This window comes from Sphingobium scionense, assembly GCF_014197035.1.
GTDB classification, from domain to species: Bacteria; Pseudomonadota; Alphaproteobacteria; order Sphingomonadales; family Sphingomonadaceae; genus Sphingobium; species Sphingobium scionense.
The window spans coordinates 171,433-190,976 of sequence record NZ_JACIEU010000005.1 but is presented as its reverse complement, the minus strand read 5'-3'; the positions used below and the strand labels follow the sequence as shown (position 1 = coordinate 190,976).

At 64.5% G+C, this 19,544-nt stretch carries 20 protein-coding genes; 11 read left to right on the top strand and 9 right to left on the bottom strand.

Translation table 11 applies throughout. The annotated features are described in order from the left end of the window. Nucleotides 1-4: 4 nt before the first annotated feature. The 3 genes from clpS to GGQ90_RS07490 form a co-directional block, all read right to left on the bottom strand. Nucleotides 5-376, bottom strand: coding sequence for an ATP-dependent Clp protease adapter ClpS (clpS, locus tag GGQ90_RS07500; protein ID WP_188081547.1), 372 nt, complete (start codon nt 374-376; stop codon nt 5-7). Nucleotides 377-539: 163 nt separating this feature from the next. Next, a complete protein-coding gene (locus tag GGQ90_RS07495; RefSeq protein WP_188081546.1) occupies nt 540-1,382 on the bottom strand; it encodes a phasin family protein in 843 nt (280 codons plus the stop codon). Nucleotides 1,383-1,523: 141 nt separating this feature from the next. Continuing rightward, nucleotides 1,524-3,263 (bottom strand): PHA/PHB synthase family protein, encoded by a 1,740-nt coding sequence (locus GGQ90_RS07490; protein ID WP_188081545.1) that lies wholly within the window; start codon nt 3,261-3,263, stop codon nt 1,524-1,526. Nucleotides 3,264-3,406: 143 nt separating this feature from the next. On the opposite strand from GGQ90_RS07490, the gene GGQ90_RS07485 reads away from it, so the two are divergent. From GGQ90_RS07485 to GGQ90_RS07470, 4 genes are read left to right on the top strand one after another with little or no spacing between them, the layout of a single operon-like run. Continuing rightward, nucleotides 3,407-4,618 carry an LL-diaminopimelate aminotransferase gene (locus GGQ90_RS07485; protein ID WP_188081544.1) on the top strand — a complete coding sequence of 404 codons (1,212 nt, stop codon included), beginning with the start codon at nt 3,407-3,409 and terminating at the stop codon, nt 4,616-4,618. A gap of 14 nt (nt 4,619-4,632) precedes the next feature. Beyond that, entirely contained in the window at nt 4,633-4,851 is a 219-nt protein-coding gene (locus GGQ90_RS07480; protein ID WP_188081543.1) for a hypothetical protein, read from the top strand. A gap of 2 nt (nt 4,852-4,853) precedes the next feature. Beyond that, nucleotides 4,854-5,330, top strand: coding sequence for a DUF2721 domain-containing protein (locus GGQ90_RS07475; RefSeq protein ID WP_188081623.1), 477 nt, complete (start codon nt 4,854-4,856; stop codon nt 5,328-5,330). Then, nucleotides 5,327-5,878 carry a (2Fe-2S)-binding protein gene (locus GGQ90_RS07470; protein WP_188081542.1) on the top strand — a complete coding sequence of 184 codons (552 nt, stop codon included), beginning with the start codon at nt 5,327-5,329 and terminating at the stop codon, nt 5,876-5,878. The genes GGQ90_RS07475 and GGQ90_RS07470 overlap by 4 nt, the downstream gene beginning before the upstream one ends. Before the next feature lie 9 nt (nt 5,879-5,887). Here the strand turns inward: GGQ90_RS07470 and GGQ90_RS07465 are convergent, their stop codons facing one another. The 3 genes from GGQ90_RS07465 to GGQ90_RS07455 form a co-directional block, all read right to left on the bottom strand. Next, a complete protein-coding gene (locus tag GGQ90_RS07465; RefSeq protein ID WP_188081541.1) occupies nt 5,888-6,697 on the bottom strand; it encodes a DODA-type extradiol aromatic ring-opening family dioxygenase in 810 nt (269 codons plus the stop codon). Nucleotides 6,698-6,762: 65 nt separating this feature from the next. After that, the gene (locus GGQ90_RS07460; protein WP_188081540.1) at nt 6,763-9,327 is read right to left on the bottom strand and encodes an HWE histidine kinase domain-containing protein; all 2,565 of its coding nucleotides are present in this window, start codon (nt 9,325-9,327) and stop codon (nt 6,763-6,765) included. Continuing rightward, nucleotides 9,320-9,805 carry a biliverdin-producing heme oxygenase gene (locus GGQ90_RS07455; RefSeq protein ID WP_188081622.1) on the bottom strand — a complete coding sequence of 162 codons (486 nt, stop codon included), beginning with the start codon at nt 9,803-9,805 and terminating at the stop codon, nt 9,320-9,322. Before GGQ90_RS07455 ends, GGQ90_RS07460 begins: the two co-directional genes overlap by 8 nt. A gap of 298 nt (nt 9,806-10,103) precedes the next feature. On the opposite strand from GGQ90_RS07455, the gene GGQ90_RS07450 reads away from it, so the two are divergent. The 3 genes from GGQ90_RS07450 to GGQ90_RS07440 all read left to right on the top strand — a co-directional run bounded on the left by GGQ90_RS07450 (nt 10,104) and on the right by GGQ90_RS07440 (nt 12,467). Continuing rightward, complete coding sequence (locus GGQ90_RS07450; RefSeq protein ID WP_246428164.1) at nt 10,104-11,045, top strand: RcnB family protein; 942 nt, start codon at nt 10,104-10,106, stop codon at nt 11,043-11,045. A 100-nt stretch (nt 11,046-11,145) separates the two neighbouring features. After that, the gene (locus GGQ90_RS07445; protein ID WP_188081539.1) at nt 11,146-11,823 is read left to right on the top strand and encodes a prolyl hydroxylase family protein; all 678 of its coding nucleotides are present in this window, start codon (nt 11,146-11,148) and stop codon (nt 11,821-11,823) included. A 173-nt stretch (nt 11,824-11,996) separates the two neighbouring features. Further along, nucleotides 11,997-12,467, top strand: coding sequence for an RcnB family protein (locus GGQ90_RS07440; protein WP_188081538.1), 471 nt, complete (start codon nt 11,997-11,999; stop codon nt 12,465-12,467). A gap of 187 nt (nt 12,468-12,654) precedes the next feature. Here the strand turns inward: GGQ90_RS07440 and GGQ90_RS07435 are convergent, their stop codons facing one another. Further along, complete coding sequence (locus GGQ90_RS07435) at nt 12,655-14,250, bottom strand: lysine--tRNA ligase (protein ID WP_188081537.1); 1,596 nt, start codon at nt 14,248-14,250, stop codon at nt 12,655-12,657. Between the two features lie 131 nt (nt 14,251-14,381). Between GGQ90_RS07435 and GGQ90_RS07430 the strand changes: the two genes are divergently transcribed. The 4 genes from GGQ90_RS07430 to GGQ90_RS07415 all read left to right on the top strand — a co-directional run bounded on the left by GGQ90_RS07430 (nt 14,382) and on the right by GGQ90_RS07415 (nt 18,717). Next, on the top strand, nt 14,382-14,753 hold the full coding sequence (locus GGQ90_RS07430; RefSeq protein ID WP_188081536.1) for a PilZ domain-containing protein: 372 nt from the start codon (nt 14,382-14,384) through the stop codon (nt 14,751-14,753). Between the two features lie 49 nt (nt 14,754-14,802). Then, complete coding sequence (locus GGQ90_RS07425) at nt 14,803-17,556, top strand: helicase C-terminal domain-containing protein (RefSeq protein ID WP_188081535.1); 2,754 nt, start codon at nt 14,803-14,805, stop codon at nt 17,554-17,556. Between the two features lie 91 nt (nt 17,557-17,647). After that, on the top strand, nt 17,648-18,190 hold the full coding sequence (locus tag GGQ90_RS07420) for a SixA phosphatase family protein (RefSeq protein ID WP_188081534.1): 543 nt from the start codon (nt 17,648-17,650) through the stop codon (nt 18,188-18,190). A gap of 2 nt (nt 18,191-18,192) precedes the next feature. Continuing rightward, complete coding sequence (locus GGQ90_RS07415; protein WP_188081533.1) at nt 18,193-18,717, top strand: GNAT family N-acetyltransferase; 525 nt, start codon at nt 18,193-18,195, stop codon at nt 18,715-18,717. A gap of 6 nt (nt 18,718-18,723) precedes the next feature. Here GGQ90_RS07415 and GGQ90_RS07410 read toward each other — a convergent pair whose 3' ends face one another. Both GGQ90_RS07410 and ihfA read right to left on the bottom strand, forming a co-directional pair. Continuing rightward, nucleotides 18,724-19,068 (bottom strand): MerR family transcriptional regulator, encoded by a 345-nt coding sequence (locus GGQ90_RS07410; RefSeq protein WP_188081532.1) that lies wholly within the window; start codon nt 19,066-19,068, stop codon nt 18,724-18,726. An 82-nt stretch (nt 19,069-19,150) separates the two neighbouring features. After that, on the bottom strand, nt 19,151-19,447 hold the full coding sequence (gene ihfA, locus GGQ90_RS07405) for an integration host factor subunit alpha (RefSeq protein ID WP_188081531.1): 297 nt from the start codon (nt 19,445-19,447) through the stop codon (nt 19,151-19,153). Nucleotides 19,448-19,544: the final 97 nt, after the last annotated feature.

Here is a 19,544-nt window from a genome sequence, read left to right as displayed (position 1 = left end):
GATGTCAGGCCTTTTCCAGCGTGCATTGCAGCGGATGCTGGTTCTGCCGGGCGAAATCCATCACCTGGTTCACCTTGGTCTCGGCCACTTCATAGCTGAAGATGCCGCACACGCCGACGCCGCGCTGATGGACGTGCAGCATCACCCGGGTCGCTTCCTCCATATCCATGCGAAAAAAATGCTGAAGGACATGCACGACGAACTCCATCGGCGTGTAATCGTCGTTCAGCATCAGCACCTTGTAGAGCGATGGCTTCTTGGTGCGGGTCCGCGTGCGCGTGGCCACGCCGATGTTCGGGCCATTGTCGCCCGTATCGTCCTGGTCGGGACCAGCCGTGAAGGGGATCGTCGCCGATGCGCTGATGAGATGCTTCATGATGGCGAAGGATATGGCGATTTGTCTCGCCAAGGCAAGGGGGCGGACCGCGTGTCATCGCTGCGTAACCATGTTTCCGCCGCAAGTCATGACATGGAAAAGGGCGCCGCTTCCACGAAAGCCACGCCCTTAGCTGTCATTCCGATCGGAAGAACGCTACGCCTCAGGCGGCGAGCGACTTCACCTTGTCGGTCACCAGGGTCACGCGCGCCGTCAGCGGCTGGCTGATGTCGCCAGCGAGCTTCAGGAAGGCTTCGCTGCTCTTGGCGGCTTCCTTGGTGAACTCGTCGAAGCTGCTCGACAGGAACTGGCTCTGCAGCTGGAAGAATTCGGTCGGGGTCTTGGCGGTCGAGAAGCTCTTGAACGATGCCGTCGCCTTCTCGAAATTCTTGCGGCTGTAGTCGACGGCTTCCTGGCCCAGCGTCTCGAAGCCCTTGGCCGCGATCTTGCCCGATTCAACCAGCGCCTCGACATTGCCCTTGGCGATGTCGCTCAGCTCTTCCATCGCCTTGGTCGACTTTTCGACACCGGCCTTCGCCTTTTCGTTGATGTCGGCATAGGCCGTTTCCAGCTTGACCTTGGTGTCTTCGGCGAACTTCTTACCGGTTTCGAGGATATCGTTCATGATCAGGGTTCCTTCTGTGGCAGGCAGCGTCTTCGCTTTGGTCTGGGGGGCGGACACAGGCTCCGGAGCCACTACCGCCTCTAGGTCTTCAACAACGGGTTCAGGTGCTGCATCGACCGCCGTCGAGGCCGCGATCACCGCCACCGGATCGGCGACGGGCGCAGCCTCTTCCACCGTCAGCTTGGGCTTCTCCACCGGCTTGGGCGCAGGCGCCTTTGCAGGAGCAGCTTTGGCAGCGATCTTGCGCGGCGCAGGCTTCTTGGGCGCGGGTTTTTCACCCAACGCGGCTTCCGCAGCCTTGAGCGCCTCACTGGCAGACAAGGTTGCAGACGCAGTTTTCGCGACCGGCTTGGCACGCGCAGACTTAGGGGTAACGGCCATCGACCATCCTCCGTTTGTTGCACTGCACAATAAGCCTTATCCCAAAGGATTACAAGGCCCATTGTGCAGTGCAACAAATCAGACATATTGATGTTTTGGCGCTGATCGGCGGCCAATGGGGAATGGCTGAAATCCGCGCCTCTAACGGGCTTTTACGTAACGTCCGGGCGCATCTTCTATTGCCCGAAGCTTGCCGCCGCCCGGCTTGCGCGCGCCGCGGACCGCGACCTCGCGCGAATCGATGGCGCGCAACCATTCGGCCCAGTCGGGCCACCAGCTGCCCTTGGTTTCGCGCGCAGATGCAACAAAGCCGTCCAGCGTCGGCTCTCGCGCCTCGACCGTCCAATATTGATATTTCTGCGCAACCGGCGGGTTGATGACGCCGGCGATGTGACCGGAGCCGGCGAGCAGGAACCGGACCGGACCGGCGAGATGCTCGGTCAGTTTCCACACGCTTTCGAGCGGAGCGATATGATCTTCCTTGCCGGCCTGGACATAGGCGGGGGTGTGGATCTGCGTCAGGTCGATCGGCGTGCCCGCGACGCTGATCGCGCCGGGCACCACCAGCAGATTGTCGCGATAGAGCTGAGTCAGATAGTCGCGATGCCAGCGCGCCGGCAGGTTGGTCGTGTCGCCATTCCAGTAGAGCAGGTCGAAGGGCGGATAATCCATGCCGAGCAGGTAATTCTTGACCACATAGTTCCAGATGAGGTCGCGCCCGCGCAGCAGGTTGAAGGTCGCCGCCATATAGCGCCCGTCGAGAAAGCCGCTGGACGAGAGCCGGTCGACCAGCTTCATCTGTTCGTCATCGACGAACAGGGTGAGATCGCCGGCCGCGCTGAAATCCACCTGGGCGGTGAAGAAGGTCGCGCTCGCCACCTTGTCCGCCTCGCCCCGCGCCGCCAGCAGCGCCAGCGTGGCTGCCAGCGTCGTGCCCGCCACGCAATAACCGATGGTGTGGACGCTCGGCACGTTCAGCAGGTCGCGCACCGTATCGATCGCATCGACCTGGCCGCTGAGGATATAATCGTCCCAGACCATGTCCTTCATCGAGGCGTCGGCCGATTTCCACGAGACGAGAAAGACGCTGATCCCCTGGTCCACCGCCCATTTGACGAAGCTTTTCTCCGGCGAGAGATCGAGAATGTAGAAGCGGTTGATCCAGGGCGGGAAGATGATCAGCGGCGTCGCCAGCACCTTGGGCGTCGAGGGCGCATAATGGATGAGCTGATAGAGCGGGGTTTCGTGGACCACCTTGCCCGGCGTCGCGGCGATGTTGCGCCCCAGTTCGAACTGGGTGCCGTCGGTATGGGTAAGCTGGCCCTTCTCCATGTCGGCCAGCATATGCTGGAGGCCCTTCACCAGATTCTCGCCGCCGCTCTGGATCGTCTTTTCCACCACCGTCGGATTCATCAGCGGGAAATTGGACGGCGCCATCGCATCGAGCATGCCGGTGGTGGCAAAGCGCAGCTTGGCCTTCGCCTTGGGATCGACGCCGTCGACCGCGTCGGCCAGATTCATCAGATAATCGGAGATCAGCAGATAGCTTTGCCGGATCAGGTCGTAGAAGGGATGGGTCGTCCAGGCGGGATCGGCAAAGCGCCGGTCCTTGCGCGCAGCCGGGCTGTCGGCCGGCGGCGGAGCGGGCTGGTCGCGCAGCAGGCCGCCGGAATCGAGGAAGCGCTGCCATAGCGCCAGCCCTTCATCGGCAAAGCTGGTCTGGATCCGCGCCACGACCTCCGGGTCGAAGGGCAGCATACGACCGGTCGCACCCGCCGCCTGCTCCAGCATCAGCTGTTGCGCACGGCCCAGCACCTGGGTCCATTTCTGCATCTCCGCCAGGGTCGGGAGATGAGGCTCCAGGACATCCTGCGTTTCCATGGCCACCTTCCTCCTCCTGGCATTGCCGATATCAGCCGCTTTCACTGGCGCGCCGCAGCCTGGCGGGTTATAGCCAGATTGTGACATGCCGAATGCGTGCCACGCACTATTCCTTACCGAGAGCTTTCAGGAAAGCCCCTATAATGTCCGAAGAATTCTACCGCATGAAGCGCCTGCCGCCTTACGTCATCGCCGAAGTGAACGCGATGCGAGCCGCAGCCCGCGCCGCGGGAGAGGATATTATCGACCTGGGCATGGGCAATCCCGACCTGCCGCCGCCCGATCATGTCATCGCCAAGCTGGTCGAAGTCGCCAGCAAGCCAGACGCCCATGGCTATTCCCAGTCCAAGGGGATTCCGGGCCTGCGCAAGGCGCAGGCCAATTATTATGGCCGTCGCTTCGGCGTCGACGTCGACCCGGAAACCGAGGTCGTCGTGACCATGGGGTCGAAGGAGGGGCTGGCCAGTCTCGCCACCGCAATCACCGCACCGGGCGACGTGGTTCTGGCCCCCAACCCCAGCTACCCGATCCACATGTTCGGCTTCATCATCGCCGGAGCGACCATCCGGTCGGTGCCGACGACGCCGGACGAGAATTATTTCCGCGCGCTCGACCGCGCCATGGCCTTCACCGTGCCGCGCCCGTCGATCCTGGTGGTCAATTATCCGTCCAACCCGACCGCCGAAACGGTGGACCTGGCCTTCTACGAGCGGCTCGTCGCCTGGGCGAAGGAGAACAAGGTCTGGGTGCTGAGCGACCTCGCTTATTCCGAGCTTTATTTTGACGGCAACCCGACGCCCTCCATCCTGCAGGTGCCGGGCGCCAAGGATGTCGCGATCGAGTTCACGTCCCTGTCCAAGACCTATTCGATGGCCGGCTGGCGCATCGGCTTTGCCGTCGGCAACAAGCAACTGATCGCGGCGATGAGCCGGGTGAAATCCTATCTCGACTATGGCGCATTCACGCCAATCCAGGCGGCCGCCTGCGCCGCGCTCAACGGCCCGCAGGACATCGTCGCCAAGAATCGCGAGCTGTATCACAAGCGCCGCGACGTGATGGTCGAGAGCTTTTCCCGCGCCGGATGGGACATTCCCGCGCCGCGTGCGTCGATGTTCGCCTGGGCACCGCTGCCGCCCGCGCTCAAGGACATGGGCAGCCTGGAATTTTCCAAGCAGCTCCTGACCCATGCCAAGGTCGCGGTCGCGCCGGGCGTGGGCTATGGCGAGGATGGCGAGGGCTATGTCCGCATCGCCATGGTCGAGAATGAACAGCGGCTGCGGCAGGCGGCCCGCAACATCAAGCAGTATCTCAAGTCGATGGGCGTCAACACGCCCTCGTCCAAGGGCGCTGCCTGACATATCGGCCTGACATGACGGACGGACGCTGCGGCTGTATCGCAGCGCTGCCCGCCATGTTTGCACTGCTCAGCCTGTTCGTCGCTCGCGTCATCGGCGACTGCCATATCGATGCCGGCGACATGCAATGCGCGGCTGGTAAGCGACAAGCATCGGTCATCCTGATCCTTACACCTATCGCAGGCATCGCCACTTTTTTCCTTGTCCGCTGGTTGATAGGGAGAAGGAAATGACAATGATCCCCCTTCCGCAAGTCAGCCAGGTCGCCCAGACGATCCAGCTTGCGCTTGCCCCCGTCTTCCTGCTCGCCGGTATCGGTGCGTTCCTGAATGTCTGCGTCAGCCGGCTGGCCCGCATCATCGATCGCGCGCGCGCGGTCGAGGATTGGGTGTTGAGCACGCGCGGCAAGGAGCATGACCGGATGGTGAGCGAGATCCGCGTGCTCGACCGGCGCATGAGCGTGGTCAATGGCGCGATCTTCCTGTCGGTGGCGTCGGCCTGCGCGGTCTGCCTGGTCGTCATCCTGCTATTCGCGGGCAATCTGTTCAACGCCCATCTGGGCACGCCGATCGCCATCCTGTTCAGCCTGGCAATGATGTTGCAGGCAGCCGCCTTTGGCACCTTCATCCAGGAAATCCGGCTGGCGTCGCGCACCATCCATATCCGCAACGAGGTGCTCTACCATCAGGTCGAGGAAGAAGAGGCGGCATGACGCGCTTCACCGTCAATGACCGGCCGGTGCAATATCGGATGGACCCGGAGACGCCGCTGCTGTGGGCGCTGCGCGACGCGTCCAACCTGACGGGAACAAAATATGGCTGCGGCACTGGCGATTGCGGCGCCTGCACCGTGGATATCGATGGCGAGGCTGTGCGGTCCTGCCAGGTGACGATCGGCAAGACCGAGGGTCGGTTCGTGACGACGATCGAGGCGCTGTCGCCCGATCGCGGCCATCCGCTGCAACAGGCGTTCGCGGCGGAGAATGTCTCCCAATGCGGTTACTGCATGTCCGGCATCATCATGGCGGCGTCGGTATTGCTGCGGCGGACCAACGACCCCACGGACGCGGAGATCGATGCGGCGATCACCAATATCTGTCGCTGCGGCGTCTATCCCCGGCTGCGCGGCGCAATCAAGCGCGCGGGCCGGATCATGCGCGGCGAGGACCAGGCAGGCGACGACCCGATCCAGGCCGCGCCGCCGCCCGGCATCACGCCGGACGAGGCGGTGCAGGCCGTGCCGGCGCTGCGCAAGCCCTAGATATCGGCCTTAACCGAAGCGATAGCCCGAAACCGTCCAGCCCAGCACCGTGCTGCGATGAGCGCAGATGGCCGCATCATCGCCGCCTGCCCCCAGCGCCACCATCAGCGGCAACAGATGCTCCTCGCGCGGATGGGCGAAGCGGGCATGGGGCAGATGATCCCAGGCAGCGACGCGCATTGCCCTACGGACCGGATCGGGATCGGTCACGGCATCGCGCAACGCATCGTCCCACTCAAGCGACGGCGCCGTCGCCATCGCGCCGCGCACGCGCAGATTGTGGAAGCTCATGCCCGATCCGACGATCAGCACGCCCTCCTCGCGCAGCGGCGCAAGCGCGCGACCGGCGGCAATATGATCGGCCGGATCGAGATCCCGGCGCAATGACAGTTGCGCTACCGGAATGTCGGCATCGGGCAGCGCGACCTTCATCGGGATGAAGACGCCATGGTCCCAGCCCCGTTCGGATTCGCGCGCGGTCGCAAAGCCCGCCTGCTCCAGCAGTTCGGCCGCGCGATCGGCGAGCGCGGGCGCGCCCGGCGCGTCCCAGTGCAACTGATAGGTGTGTGGAGGAAAACCAAAATAGTCGAACAGCAAGGGCGGCCGGGCACCGTCATGAACGGTGAAACCCGGCGTTTCCCAATGGCCCGACACCAGCAGGATTGCGCGCGGCCGTTCCGGCAGGTCGGCGACCAGGCCGGCCAGATACTCCTGCATCGGCTGCCACATCGCGTCGCTGTGCGGGTGCTGGGGATCGGCGGGGTCCATGAAGAAGCAGGGACCTCCACCATGGGGGATGAACAAGGCAGGCTGTTTCATGCCCGCCTAGATCGGATGCCGGCACCGCCCGCGCAACGCGCCAGACGGAAACCGACTGTTTCCCGTCAGACCCTGGCCAGCAGCGGGGCGATCGCCTGGGCCAGGGTCGCACCCGAATAGGGCTTTTTGAGCAGGGTGACCTCGCTGAAGCGATCGGGCAGGTCGAGCCCGTCGCCATAGCCGGTCGCGAACAGGAAGGGCACGCCCCGCTGCGCCAGCATGTCGGCGATCGGCAGGCTGGTTTCATTGCCCAGATTGAAGTCGAGCACAGCGATGTCGATCGGATGGAGCATAAGCGCTTCATGCGCGCGGCCGATGCTGGCGGCGGTCATGACCTGCGCGCCGAGGTCGCGCAGCGCATCTTCGCCATCCATGGCGATGATCATATTATCCTCGACCAGCAATATCTGCCGCCCCTTGAGCAGATGCGGCGAGGGAGCGGGCGCGGGCTTTGCCCGATCCGTGCCGGCGATATCGGGCAGGATCGAGGCGACATGGGTGGACGGAATGCAGAAATGGGCTTCTAGGCCGGCGAGCCGATAATTGACCTCCGCCCGGCCATCCAGATCATAGGGGATGGAGCGCTCGATCACGGTCGACCCGAACCCCCGGCGCGAGGGTGCAACGACGGCCGGGCCACCGCTTTCCTGCCAGTGGAGCAGCAGGCTGCCCTCCGGATCGACATGCCAGTCGATCGATACCGTACCGCTGTCTGACAGCGCACCATATTTGGCGGCGTTGGTCAGCAGTTCGTGGACGACGAGCGCCAGCACGGTGAAGGCGGCGGGGGTCAGCAGCACATTGGGGCCGGCCAGCTTCACCCGGTCGCGCCGGTCGCCCAGATAGGCGCCAGCCTCCACCTCGATCAGGTCATAGAGGCGTGCGGGCGCCCAGCGATCGGCGGTGATCTGGTCATGGGCGCGGGCCAGCGCATGGACCCGGCTTTCCAGCGTGCCGATGAACTGGTCGACCGACATCGCGCTGTCGCGGGTCTGGGAAATGAGGCCACGGATCAAAGCGAGGATGTTGCGGACGCGGTGGTTGAGTTCCGCGATCAGCAGTTCCTGCTTTTCATGCGCGCGCTGCCGTTCCTCGTCCGCGGAATCGGACAGGCGCAGGATCACTTCCAGCAGCGCCGTGCGCAGCGCTTCGGCGACGCGCAGTTCGGCCGGCATGAAGGCGACGGCCGTGCCCTTCACCAGTTCCGACCATTCCTCGAAACTCTTGCGCGGGGTCAGGCGCGGGCCGTTGGGGCCATATTCGATATGCTTGTCCTGCTTGCCGGCCCAGCGGACCGAGCGCAGTTGTTCGGCGCGGAACAGCACGACATAATCGCGCGGCCGGCGCGAGATCGGAATGGCGAGCAGCCCGGCGGCGCGATCGGCATGGGCCAGGGCTTCGGGCATGATGCGGGCGATGCTGTCGGTGGTATAGACCTGGCTGGCGGCGGTGCGGTTGAGCATCGAGACGATCGCGGCGAAGGAGGGTTCGTCCGGGGTCAGGCCCGACAGGGTCATCTGCCCATCGATATAGATGCCCACGCCATCGGCGGGAATCGTGTCGAAGATGATGTCGCCCAGCCAGCGGGCGTTGGACATCAGGTCATGATCCTGCGCAACGGCCGAAAGCAGCCGGTCGGCGACCTGGCGGGCCTTGCCCTCATAGCTGGCGGTCTCTGCCCGCTCGCGCCCTTCCAGCATCATCGAGAAGATCTGGCCGAACAATTCGGCAGCGCTGCGTTGCGCGAAACTGGGCAGGCGCGGCGCATAATGGTGGCAGGCGAACAGGCCCCACAGCTTGCCATCGACGATGATCGAGATGGAGAGCGAAGCCCCCACCCCCATGTTGCGCAGATATTCGATATGGATCGGCGATACGGCGCGGGTGACGCAGAGCGACATGTCGAGCGCGGCGCCAGAGGGATCGAGCGTCGGAATGACCGGCACCGGCGGCGCATTGATGTCGGCGATCACCCGGAAGATGTTGCGCATGTAGAGCGCGCGCGCCTGCACCGGAATGTCGGAGGCGGGATAATGGAGGCCGAAGAAACTGTCGATGCCGGGACGCAGTGCCTCCGCCACCACCTCGCCATCGCCATTGTCGGCAAAGCGATAGACCATCACCCGGTCGAAGCCGGTGAGCGCCCGCACCTGGCGTGCGCCATCGCGCAGGAAGGCGGTCATGCCATCCGCCTGCGCCAGCCGCGCGACCATCGAGCGGACCATGGAACTGGCCTCCATCTCATCGGGCACGGCAGGCTCCGCCTCGATCACCACCAGTTGCCCCGAGAAATGGACGGCGACGTCGAACGGCGCGCCGCCCTCCACCAGCCGCAGCGAGAAGACACGCTCGACCGAATCGGGGCCACGTAGCAGGGTGATGCGATTGCGCAGCGTATGAATTGCGTCGGCGGTGAACACCGCACTGACCGGCTGGCCCAGCATCTGGCCCGGCGCCAGGCCGATATGATCGGCGCTGTTGGCCGATACCCGCGAGACCAGCCAGTCGGCGGTCAGGGCGACGAGGAAGCCGAAGGGCTGGACCGTGCCGAGCACATGAATCGGCTCACGATCGCAATTATTGATGTCGACGGTGAAGCTCTGCGCTTGCGGGCTGGTCACATCAGTCACAGGCGACTTCCCGTTCGGCACGCGCGCCCGCTTCAAACACAGCGAAGGCCGTCTGCGCGCCGGCGATCGCATCGTCCAGCCAGGTGGCATCGCCCTGCGCCGCAGCGGCATCAAGTTGGTGCTGGAAAGCGAGCCAGCCGCCCTTGCCATGGACCGCGGAGAGATAGGCGCGGGGCAGGTAGTCCGCGACCTGGCGCGCGAGCATGGCGCCGCCCAGGCGCGATCCTTCGAGCGCATAGAGCAGGCCCCAGCGGAAGCCGTCGCCGCCTGTGGACAGCATAGGCAACGGCGCGGGCATGGCGTCGCCCAAGGCCGCCAGATCCTGCGCCATCAGCGCAAGCCGCGGCGAATCGGGCTGGGCGGCCGGTTCCAGCGCGGCGATCGCACGGGCATGGGCGCGCAGGAACGCACGGTAATCGGGCGCGGAGGCGAGCGAAAAATGAGAAAACAGGTCATCGACCCGTTGATGGCTCTCCATCGTCGCGGCACGCAGGGCCTGTCTTGTGCGGCCGGCATCGGCAGTTCTTATCACCCGTCGGTCCTAATGCTTGTTTGTCGGCACTGCACTGATCTGGATCAGCTTTGCGCCGAACAGGCCATTTACCGGGCCTTGTCGATGCAAACGGATGGAATGGAAGCAATGATCCCGCTTGTCCATTGGTGCAGCGGAGATTCTTTCAAATCGCTGACAAGCCAATTCAGCATCGCGACATCGCCATGCGCGTAGGAATGCGGCATGAAGGGAACAGATGGTTCCCGCACGAGGAATCGGAACGATGCTGAGGAAATGGATGCTGACCGGCCTGATGGGTGCGACGCTGCTGAGCGGCGTGGCACCGGCCTATGCGCAGCGGAACGACAATGGCGGCGGTCCACGCGGCGAGCGCGGCGCGGGCAATCCTGGAAATCGGGGCGGCGACATGCGCGGCGCGCAGGGCAGCACGCGCTGGCAAGGCAGCAGCGATCGCGGTGGTGATCGTGGCGGACGCCCGCAAATGGCCGCGCCCGCGCAGCGCTGGCAGGGCGGCCCGGAACGGGTCAGCCGCCCGGATCAGCGGCCCGACCAGCGCCCCGATCGCCCCAATGGCAATTGGCAGCGTCCCGGCAATCCCGGCCCCGGCAATCCGGGGGCTGGCATGCAACCGGTCGCCCGACCCGACCGCCCGGATGGACGCGGCGGGGATCGTCGGCCCGATGCACGACCGGATGCCAGGCCCGACTGGAACCGCCAGGTCTGGGACCGCGATCGCAATGGCCGCGACTGGAACGACCGCAATCGCGACGGCCGCCCCGACGATCGGCGCTGGAGCGACAATGACCGGCGCGGCGATCGTCCCGGCTATCCGGGCAACTGGAACAATGGTGGCCGCCGCTATGACGATCGCACCCGTTGGGCAGACCAGCGCCGCTGGGACAATGGCTGGCGCCAGGATCGGCGCTATGACTGGTATGGCTATCGCAGCCGCTATGGCGACCGTTACCGCATGGGCCGTTATTATGCGCCGTCGGGTTGGAATTATGGTTATCGCAGCTTCTCGATCGGTGTGTTCCTGTCGGGTGCGCTCTATGGCAGGAACTATTGGCTGAACGACCCCTATTATTACCGCCTGCCGCCGGCCTACGGCACGATGCGCTGGATCCGTTATTATGACGACGCGCTGCTGGTCGATGTCCGCGACGGCTATGTCGTCGATGTGATCCGCAATTTCTTCTGGTGATCGCTTCCTGAACTGGCCTTCAGGAGACCTGGCCCGGGGCATCCCTGCTCCGGGCCATTTTTCATTGCGCAGCGCCGGCCGGTAATGGCAGGGATGCGGCATGAACGAGATAGTGGATGATGGCGGCATCGCATCGCCGGCACGGGCAGCGATCGGCGATCGGGTGCGCGAGAAACTGAACCGCAACCCGCTCGTCAGCCGCATCGACAACCCCCATCTGGAAATCTATGGCCGGCAGGATTTCCTGGGCGCGGAAGAATGCGCGGTGATGCGCGCGATCATCGACGCCGGCGCGCAGCCTTCGACCTTGTTTTCCGGCAGCGAGAGCAGCGATTATCGCACCAGCCACAGCTGCAATCTGGATCGCGCCGATCCGCTGGTCGATGCGATCAGCGCCCGCATCTGCGCCATGACCGGGCTCGATCCCGATCATGGCGAGACATTGCAGGGACAACGTTACACCCAGGGCCAGGAATATAAGGTCCATTGCGACTATTTTCCGGTCAACGCCGCCTATTGGCCCGACATGCGCAAGAGCGGCGGCCAGCGCGACTGGACGGCGATGATCTATCTGTCGCCGGTCGAGGGCGGGGGCGAGACCCATTTTCCGCGCTGCGAATTCATGGTGCCGCCGATCGAGGGGATGATCCTGATCTGGAATAATCTCAAGCCCGACGGTGCGCCCAATCCCTATAGCCTGCATGCCGCCCGGCCGGTGACGCAGGGCACCAAATATGTCGTGACCAAATGGTTTCGCGAGCGCCCCTGGGTTCGCTGAACCAAGTCGTCACCCACCATTACACTTTGCGACATAAATGACTGGTTCCTGACAGTGCCGTTACCGGCCGGTTCAGCGAATCCACTCCATATTCAACATGTTGGTAAGGGAACCTGCCCCGCCTGAAGCGGTTGGAAGCGTCCCCGAGCCACCAGATTGATGGGAGTAGAAATATGCGCAAGATCATCATCCTTGGCCTGCTGGCGGCCACCGTCGTTCCCAGCGTCGCCTCCGCCCAATCCTATGGCGAAGCCCGCCGCAGCGAGCAGCGGCTGCGCGAAGACCAGCGCGACCTGCGCGCAGCCCAGCGCCATGGCGATCGCCGCGATGTCCGGGAAGCCCGTCGCGACGTGCGCGACTCCCGCCAGGAAGCGCGGGAAGACTGGCAGGATTATCGCCGCAGCCATCGCGATGTGTATCGCGGCGGCAACTGGCGCGCGCCGTTCCGCTACACCAGCTGGAACCAGGGCCAGATGATGCGGCCGACCTATTATAGCTCGCGCTATTATATCGCCGATCCCTATCGCTATCGCCTGCCGCGTCCGGCCGCCAATCAGCGCTGGGTCCGCCATTATAATGACGTGCTGTTGGTGAATGTGCGGACCGGCCGGGTGATGACCGTCCATCGCGGCTTCTTCTGGTAAGCCGAGCGACCGAACGGAAAAGGCCCCGGACAGAAATGCCCGGGGCCTTTTCCTATCCCCCTTGGCCGCGCCACCCGTTTCCGGGCCGGCGCGGCCGATGCCGTGCCAGGCACGCCATCAGTCCGAAAGGGGGGTGGACCATTCGCGAAACGCCCTGCGCGCGCGATGGTTCCCCGCTTCGTTCCGATCAGGCGGCGAGTGCCTGCGCAATCAGCTTGCGGCTGTTGTCGATGCCGTAGAGCGCGATGAAGCTGCCCATGCGCGGCCCCTGATCGGCGCCCAGTAGCGTCTGGTAGAGCGCCTTGAACCAGTCGCGCAGTTCGGCGAAACCAAAAGCCTCATCCTTGCCGATGGCATAGACGATATTCTGGATATCCTCCGCGCTGGCATCGGCGGGCAGGGCGGCCAGTTCTTCGTCCAGCCTGGCAAGCGCGGCGGCTTCATTGGCTTCCGGCGCACGACGCTTGAGCGTGGGCGCAACGAAATCACGATGATAGGCCAGCGCGTGGCCGATCAGCGCGTCCAGTTCCGGATAGGTTTCCGCGCTGGCACCGGGGACGTAATTCTGGAGATAGCCCCAGACCTGCTCGGGACTGGCATCACCCATCACGCCGACCAGGTTCAGCAGCAGGCCGAAGGTCACCGGCAGTTCACCCTGGGGCAGCTTGCCGTCATGGATATGATGGACCGGGTTGCCGAGCTGCTGCTCGATCGCCTGCTTGGGGTAATTGCCGCGGAACTGCCAATATTCGTCGACCGCGCGCGGGATCACGCCCATGTGCAACTGCTTCGCCTTCTTGGGTTCGCGATAGGCGTAGAAGGCCAGGCTTTCCTGCGGGCCATAGGTCAGCCATTGTTCGAGGCTGAGGCCATTGCCCTTGGATTTGGAGATTTTCTCGCCCTTTTCGTCGAGGAACATCTCGTAATTGAAGCCCTCCGGCGGGCGCCCGCCAAGCGCGCGGCAGATCTTCGACGACTGGGTGACCGAATCGATCAGATCCTTGCCCGCCATTTCATAGTCGACGCCCAGCGCATACCAGCGCATCGCCCAGTCGACCTTCCATTGCAGCTTCGCTCCGCCACCCAGGATCGACTGTTCGATCGTCTCGCCTTCATCGACGAAACGGACGAGACCGGCTTCGGCATCGATCACCTCGACCGGCACCTGCAACACGATGCCGCTCTTGGGGCTGATCGGCAGGACGGGCGAATAGGTCGCCTGCCGTTCCTTGCGCAGGGTCGGCAGCATGATATCCATGATCGCAGAATAGCGGCGCAGCACCTGGCGCAGCGCCTCGTCAAAGGCGCCGGCCTTATACTGTTCGGTGGCCGAGACGAATTCATACTCAAAGCCGAAGCTGTCGAGAAATTCCCGCAGCATCGCATTGTTATGATGCGCGAAACTTTCATATTTCTCGAACGGGTCCGGCACCTTCGTCAGCGGCTTACCCAGATATTCGGCCAGCATCGTCTGGTTGGGAACATTGTCCGGCACCTTGCGGAAACCGTCCAGATCGTCGCTGAACGCCACCAGCCGGGTCGGGATATCCGACAGCGCATGATAGGCGTTGCGGACCATGGTGGTGCGCAACACTTCGTTGAAGGTGCCGATATGCGGCAGTCCCGAGGGACCATAGCCGGTTTCGAACAGGATATGGCCTTTCTCCGGCGCGCCCGACTCACTGCCTTTGGCGGGATAGCGCTTGAGAAGCTTGCGTGCCTCCTCATAGGGCCAGGCCTTGGATGCGTTCGCTGCGGTGCGGAGAATGTCGGATATGGTCATGATGCCAAAGCCCCTACCGCCGCGAAGCCCGAAAGGGAACGGTCTTTGGAGGCAAAAGCACGTTAAACCGGGCTTCATATTTAGATTTTATTTACCCTGTTCCTCCATGCTCTGGTCATATGGAGGCTCCCATGCAGACACCCCGCAGCCGCGAACGCATTCCCGTCGACATCGCGATCACCATCACGACCGTGCTCGATAGCCTGGAAGGGACGATCGTCGACCTGAGCGAGGGTGGAGCACAGGTGGTCGGTTGCACCCTGCCGACCGGCAGCCAGTGTCAGCTGGACCTCGACGGCTACAGCGTGTTCGGCACGGTACGCTGGTCGGAAGAAGACCGGATGGGCATCCGCTTTCCCTATGAACTGGCCGAAGGTCCGCTATTCGACCAGCTGGAGATGGCACGGCTCGCCCGCCGCGCACCAGTGGCGTTCCAGCCGCGGCCGGCGGCCACCGCCTTTACCTATTCCGGTCCCGTGGGTTTTGGCCGCCGGACGCATTGATCGGCGCATTTCGGTTTCCCTTTTGTTCGCCTTCCCCTAAGCCGGACTGGTGATCGACCCTGCTGCCCTGCCCGCCCTCCATGCCAGCCATGGCGGCATCTGGCTGCGCGAAGGCGGCCGCACCCTGGGCGTGGCCAAGGGACAGGCGATTGCGCAGACCGCCGAAACGCCGACGCTGCTGCTCAATGCGCCGCTGACCGGCCAGCGCCTGGGCTACCCCGATCTCAACGGCCTCGACCTGCTGGAACTCTGGGCGTTCGTCCATCCTGCGCGCTTCCTGGTGCCCACGCCCAAAGGGTTGGCCGAGGCGCTGGACCTGCCGCAGCCGGCACAGGAAGGCGATATCCCGGCGCTGCTGCAGATGGCGGCGCGCGCGCTGCTCGACCGGCTTGAATCCCCGGAATGGAAGGAAAGAGAAGGCGGCTGGACCGCAGCGCAGGCGCTGCACCGGTTGCGCTGGCCCTGGTCGCCGCTGGTCGCGCCGCGCATCAGCCGCCCGGCGGAAGCGGAACGCTGGCTCTTTTCCAAATTGCCTGAATGGGAGGAGGCCGCGCACCGCCCGGCTCCGCGCACCGTGGCAATCGAGGAGGACGCCGTTCTGGCGCAGCTCGACAGCCTGACCGGACCGGGCGCCGAACCCCGCCCCGGCCAGCGCGCCTATGCCGCCGCCGCGATCGAGGCCTTTCGCCCGCGCGTGCATCGCGACCAGCCCAATATGCTGCTGGCGGAAGCCGGCACCGGCATCGGCAAGACACTGGGCTATCTCGCGCCCGCCTCGCTCTGGGCGTCACAGGCACAGGGCACGGTGTGGATATCCACCTATACCAAGGCGCTGCAACGCCAGCTCGACCGGGAATCGCTACGCCTGTTTCCCGATCCCGCGACGGCCGCACGACGGGTGGTGGTGCGCAAGGGCCGGGAAAATTATCTCTGCCTGCTGAACCTGGAAGATGCATTGCAGGGCGGCTTTTCCGGCCGTGCGGCAATATTGGCGCAACTGGTGGCGCGCTGGGCCGCCTTCTCCAAGAATGGCGACATGGTCGGCGGCGACCTGCCCGGCTGGCTGCCCACCCTGTTCCGTCGCAACGGCTCGACCGCGCTGACCGACCGGCGCGGCGAATGCATCTATGCCGGCTGCCCGCATTACCGGAAATGCTTCATCGAGCGGTCGGCGCGCGCATCCGCCGATGCCGACGTCGTCATCGCCAATCACGCGCTGGTGATGATCAATGCCGCGCGCGGCCGCGAGACCGGGCAGCGGCCGCAACGCATCGTCTTCGACGAAGGCCATCATCTGTTCGATGCTGCCGACTCGACCTTCTCGGTCGCGCTGTCGGGGCAGGAGGCGATCGAGCTGCGCCGTTGGGTGATGGGACCGGAGGGGGGATCAAGGGGCCGCCGCCGGGGCCTGGCCGCACGCCTGTCCGACCTTGCCAGCTATGACGAGGAGGGCGGCGACGCCATTCGCGCCGCCGTCGATGCCGTCCGCGCTTTGCCGGCCGACGACTGGTTGAAGCGGATCGTGGCGGGAGAGCCCTTTGGCGCGATCGAGACATTACTGGCCGCCGTGCGCGGCACCGTCTTCGCCCGCGCCGCCGACAGTGGCGAGGCGGATGCCGGCTATGGACTGGAAACCGAACTCGCCGAACCGGACGGACCGCTGGTCGAGGCAGCGCAGGAAGCGGCGATCGCGCTCGATGCGCTGTTGAAGCCGCTTGTGCGCCTGTCCAAGCGGCTGGAGGCGGTGCTGGAGGATGCGCCGGACTGGCTCGACGGCGCGGCGCGCGCGCGGATCGAAGGGGCGATCGGATCGCTGGGCTGGCGCCGCGACCTGATCAGCGCCTGGCTGGCGCTGCTGGCCCGGATCGGCGGGCCGGCGGACCCGGATTTCGTCGACTGGATGACCGTCGACCGGGTGGAAGGGCGCGAATATGATATCGGCCTGCACCGCCACTGGCTCGACCCTACCCGGCCGTTGGCCGAGGCAGTGCTGCAACCCGCGCAGGGGGTGATCGTCACCTCCGCCACGCTGAAGGGCGGCGGCGACTGGTCCAATGCGGAGGCGCGCAGCGGCGTCGCTCATCTGCCCCACAGCGCCGAACGGTTCGAGGCGGCCAGCCCGTTCGATTATCCCGACCGGGCCGAGGTGCTGATCGTCACCGATATCAAGCGGGGCGACATCGCCGCCATGTCGGGCGCCTATGCCCGGCTGATCGAGGCATCGGGGGGCGGCACGCTGGGCCTGTTCACCGCTATCCGGCGGTTGCGCGCCGTCCATGCGCGCATCGCAGACAGATTGGCCCGCGCCGGCCTGCCGCTTTACGCCCAGCATGTCGATCCGATGGATACCGGCACGCTGGTCGACATCTTTCGCGACGATCCGCGCGCCTCGCTGCTGGGCACCGATGCGCTGCGCGACGGCGTCGACGTGCCCGGCCATTCGCTGCGGCTCGTGGTGATGGAGGGCGTGCCCTGGTCGAAACCGACCGTGCTGCATGCCGCGCGGCGACTGGCGGGGGGTGGCAGTGCCTATGATGACCGGCTGATCCGGGCGCGCCTTGCCCAGGCGTTTGGCCGGCTGATCCGCCGTGCCGAGGACAAGGGCAGTTTCGTCATCCTGTCCGCCGCCATGCCGAGCCGGCTGCTGAGCGCCTTCCCGCCGGGCACGCCGATCCGCCGGCTGACGCTGGACGAGGCGATCATTGCCGTCAGCGCAAAGATGCAGGAGCGGGACATGCAGGACGCTGGTCTTGGCGACCGAACAACGTTAGGGCATCAGGGAAGCGAACCCGGCATGCGGTGACCCGACAGGGCACGGCGCCTTTGTTTTCTGCGTTTTTGCGAGTCGGCAGAAGATATTCCGCCGCAACAAGGCGCGAGGAGCTGGAGCGAGAATGAAGCGGTTGACCCTGTTGCGCCATGCCAAGTCCGATTGGGACGATCCGGTCGCGCGGGATTTCGATCGGCCGCTCAACCGCCGCGGGGAAAAGGCCGCACTGCTGATGGGCCAGTTCGCCGCGCGCAAGGATATGCGTTTCGACCTGCTGGTCGCCTCCCCCGCTGCCCGCGTCGTCCAGACGCTCGACACTTTCTTCAACGGCTATGGCGAAACGCTGGACGCGCGCTGGGATCGACGCATCTATCTGGCCTCCGCCCCGACCCTGATCGACGTGCTGCGCGACCTGCCCGATCAGGCCGACAGCGTGCTGATGGCCGGGCATAATCCCGGTTTCGAGGAATTGATCCTGAGCCTGGTTCCCGATGATGCCGCCAATCCGCTGCGCGAGGATGTCGAAGTCAAATTCCCCACCGCCAGCATCGCGGTCATAGACCTGGCGATCGACCATTGGGAAGCGACGGCAGACAAATGCGGTACGCTGCTGAGTTTTACCCGCCCCCGCGACCTGGATCCGGCGCTGGGTCCAGGATCGCGCTGAGCTTGACCACGCCGATCCATTGGCGGCCGGCAGGCCCGTCCGATACCGCCGCGCTGGCAATATTGGGCGGCGCGACCTTCCTGGCCAGCTTTGCCCATGACCATCCCGGCGAGGCATTGGTCGCCCATATCCGCAAGGCCCATGGCGAGGATTATTATCGTGCCGCGCTGGCCGATCCGGCCCAGACCATCCTGATCGGCGAGACGCCGCTGGGCGCGCCGGTCGGCTATGCGCTGATCACGCCGCCCGACCTGCCGGTGCCGACCGACGACCGGCATGACGTTGAGTTGAAGCGCATCTATCTGCTGAGCGGATGGCAGGGCGGCGGCAATGGCGACGCGCTGATGGCGCTGGTGCTGGCCCAAGCCAGGCAACGCGGCGCGCGCCGGCTGCTGCTCGCCGTCTATCCGCAGAATGATCGGGCGCGGCGCTTCTATGCCCGACATGATTTTGTCGAGATCGGCGAACTGACCTTCATGGTCGGGGACGTGCCGTTCCGCGACCTTATCTATGCGCGGAGCCTTTGACCGCCACTATCGACCGAGCGCGCGGGCCAGATCACCCCTGATCACTTCCAGTCGCGCGAGCAGGTCCGGTTCGGAAGGCGGCGTGGAAAGCGACTCGACCACGACGACATCGATACCGTCAGCCAGCGCCTTCTGCGCGCCCTTGACGGTGAATCCCTCGACATTGAGCAGTTGGTTGATCCGCCGCGCCAGAGCGACATCGGCAGGGCGATAATAGCGACGGTTCCCCGATCGCTGGAGCGGACGCAATTGAGGGAAACGGGTTTCCCAATAGCGTAAAATATGTTGGGCAAGACCCAGCTCTGTCGCCAGTTCGCTGATGGTCAGAAATGCGCCCTCGGCCTTTTCCATGGGCGCAATGTTGCACCCATAGTCCCGTAAAGGTCAACTACGGTAAACAGGCGACAATATTACAAAAGATGACCGAATTGCCTCAGGTCGAAGCAACCCGGTCCCGCATCGTCTGGCTCGCGCGGAATGTAAGCACTCGGCGCGGTTCGATCGGCACCTCGATCCCGGTCTTGGGGTTACGGCCCATGCGCTCATTCTTGTCCCGCAGGACGAATGTGCCAAAACTCGATATTTTCACATTTTCGCCGCGCTCCAGCGCGCTCGACATATGTTCCAGGATCGATTCGACCAGTGCCGCAGCTTCCGCGCGGGACAAGCCAATATGACGATTGACGCTCTCCGCCAGATCAGCGCGGGTCAGTGTGCCAGTGCCGGTCATCGCAAATCCCCAATATGCCCCCCTGCACCATCCGCGATGCGAATGATTGCAAAAGAAATGTGATGCATGTTCGATGATTTGGCAAGCAGGTCAGATA

Excerpts from the sequence above, each read along its gene's own strand:
- GGQ90_RS07485 (WP_188081544.1), top strand. The coding sequence starts at position 3,407 with ATGTCCGAAGAATTCTACCGCATGAAGCGCCTGCCGCCTTACGTCATC.
- GGQ90_RS07470 (WP_188081542.1), top strand. The coding sequence starts at position 5,327 with ATGACGCGCTTCACCGTCAATGACCGGCCGGTGCAATATCGGATGGAC.
- GGQ90_RS07475 (WP_188081623.1), top strand. The coding sequence starts at position 4,854 with ATGATCCCCCTTCCGCAAGTCAGCCAGGTCGCCCAGACGATCCAGCTT.
- GGQ90_RS07420 (WP_188081534.1), top strand. The coding sequence starts at position 17,648 with ATGAAGCGGTTGACCCTGTTGCGCCATGCCAAGTCCGATTGGGACGAT.
- GGQ90_RS07465 (WP_188081541.1), bottom strand. The coding sequence starts at position 6,697 with ATGAAACAGCCTGCCTTGTTCATCCCCCATGGTGGAGGTCCCTGCTTC.
- clpS (WP_188081547.1), bottom strand. The coding sequence starts at position 376 with ATGAAGCATCTCATCAGCGCATCGGCGACGATCCCCTTCACGGCTGGT.
- GGQ90_RS07490 (WP_188081545.1), bottom strand. The coding sequence starts at position 3,263 with ATGGAAACGCAGGATGTCCTGGAGCCTCATCTCCCGACCCTGGCGGAG.
- GGQ90_RS07480 (WP_188081543.1), top strand. The coding sequence starts at position 4,633 with ATGACGGACGGACGCTGCGGCTGTATCGCAGCGCTGCCCGCCATGTTT.
- GGQ90_RS07455 (WP_188081622.1), bottom strand. The coding sequence starts at position 9,805 with ATGGAGAGCCATCAACGGGTCGATGACCTGTTTTCTCATTTTTCGCTC.
- GGQ90_RS07440 (WP_188081538.1), top strand. The coding sequence starts at position 11,997 with ATGCGCAAGATCATCATCCTTGGCCTGCTGGCGGCCACCGTCGTTCCC.
- GGQ90_RS07495 (WP_188081546.1), bottom strand. The coding sequence starts at position 1,382 with ATGGCCGTTACCCCTAAGTCTGCGCGTGCCAAGCCGGTCGCGAAAACT.
- GGQ90_RS07430 (WP_188081536.1), top strand. The coding sequence starts at position 14,382 with ATGCAGACACCCCGCAGCCGCGAACGCATTCCCGTCGACATCGCGATC.
- GGQ90_RS07450 (WP_246428164.1), top strand. The coding sequence starts at position 10,104 with ATGCTGAGGAAATGGATGCTGACCGGCCTGATGGGTGCGACGCTGCTG.
- GGQ90_RS07435 (WP_188081537.1), bottom strand. The coding sequence starts at position 14,250 with ATGACCATATCCGACATTCTCCGCACCGCAGCGAACGCATCCAAGGCC.
- ihfA (WP_188081531.1), bottom strand. The coding sequence starts at position 19,447 with ATGACCGGCACTGGCACACTGACCCGCGCTGATCTGGCGGAGAGCGTC.
- GGQ90_RS07410 (WP_188081532.1), bottom strand. The coding sequence starts at position 19,068 with ATGGAAAAGGCCGAGGGCGCATTTCTGACCATCAGCGAACTGGCGACA.
- GGQ90_RS07445 (WP_188081539.1), top strand. The coding sequence starts at position 11,146 with ATGAACGAGATAGTGGATGATGGCGGCATCGCATCGCCGGCACGGGCA.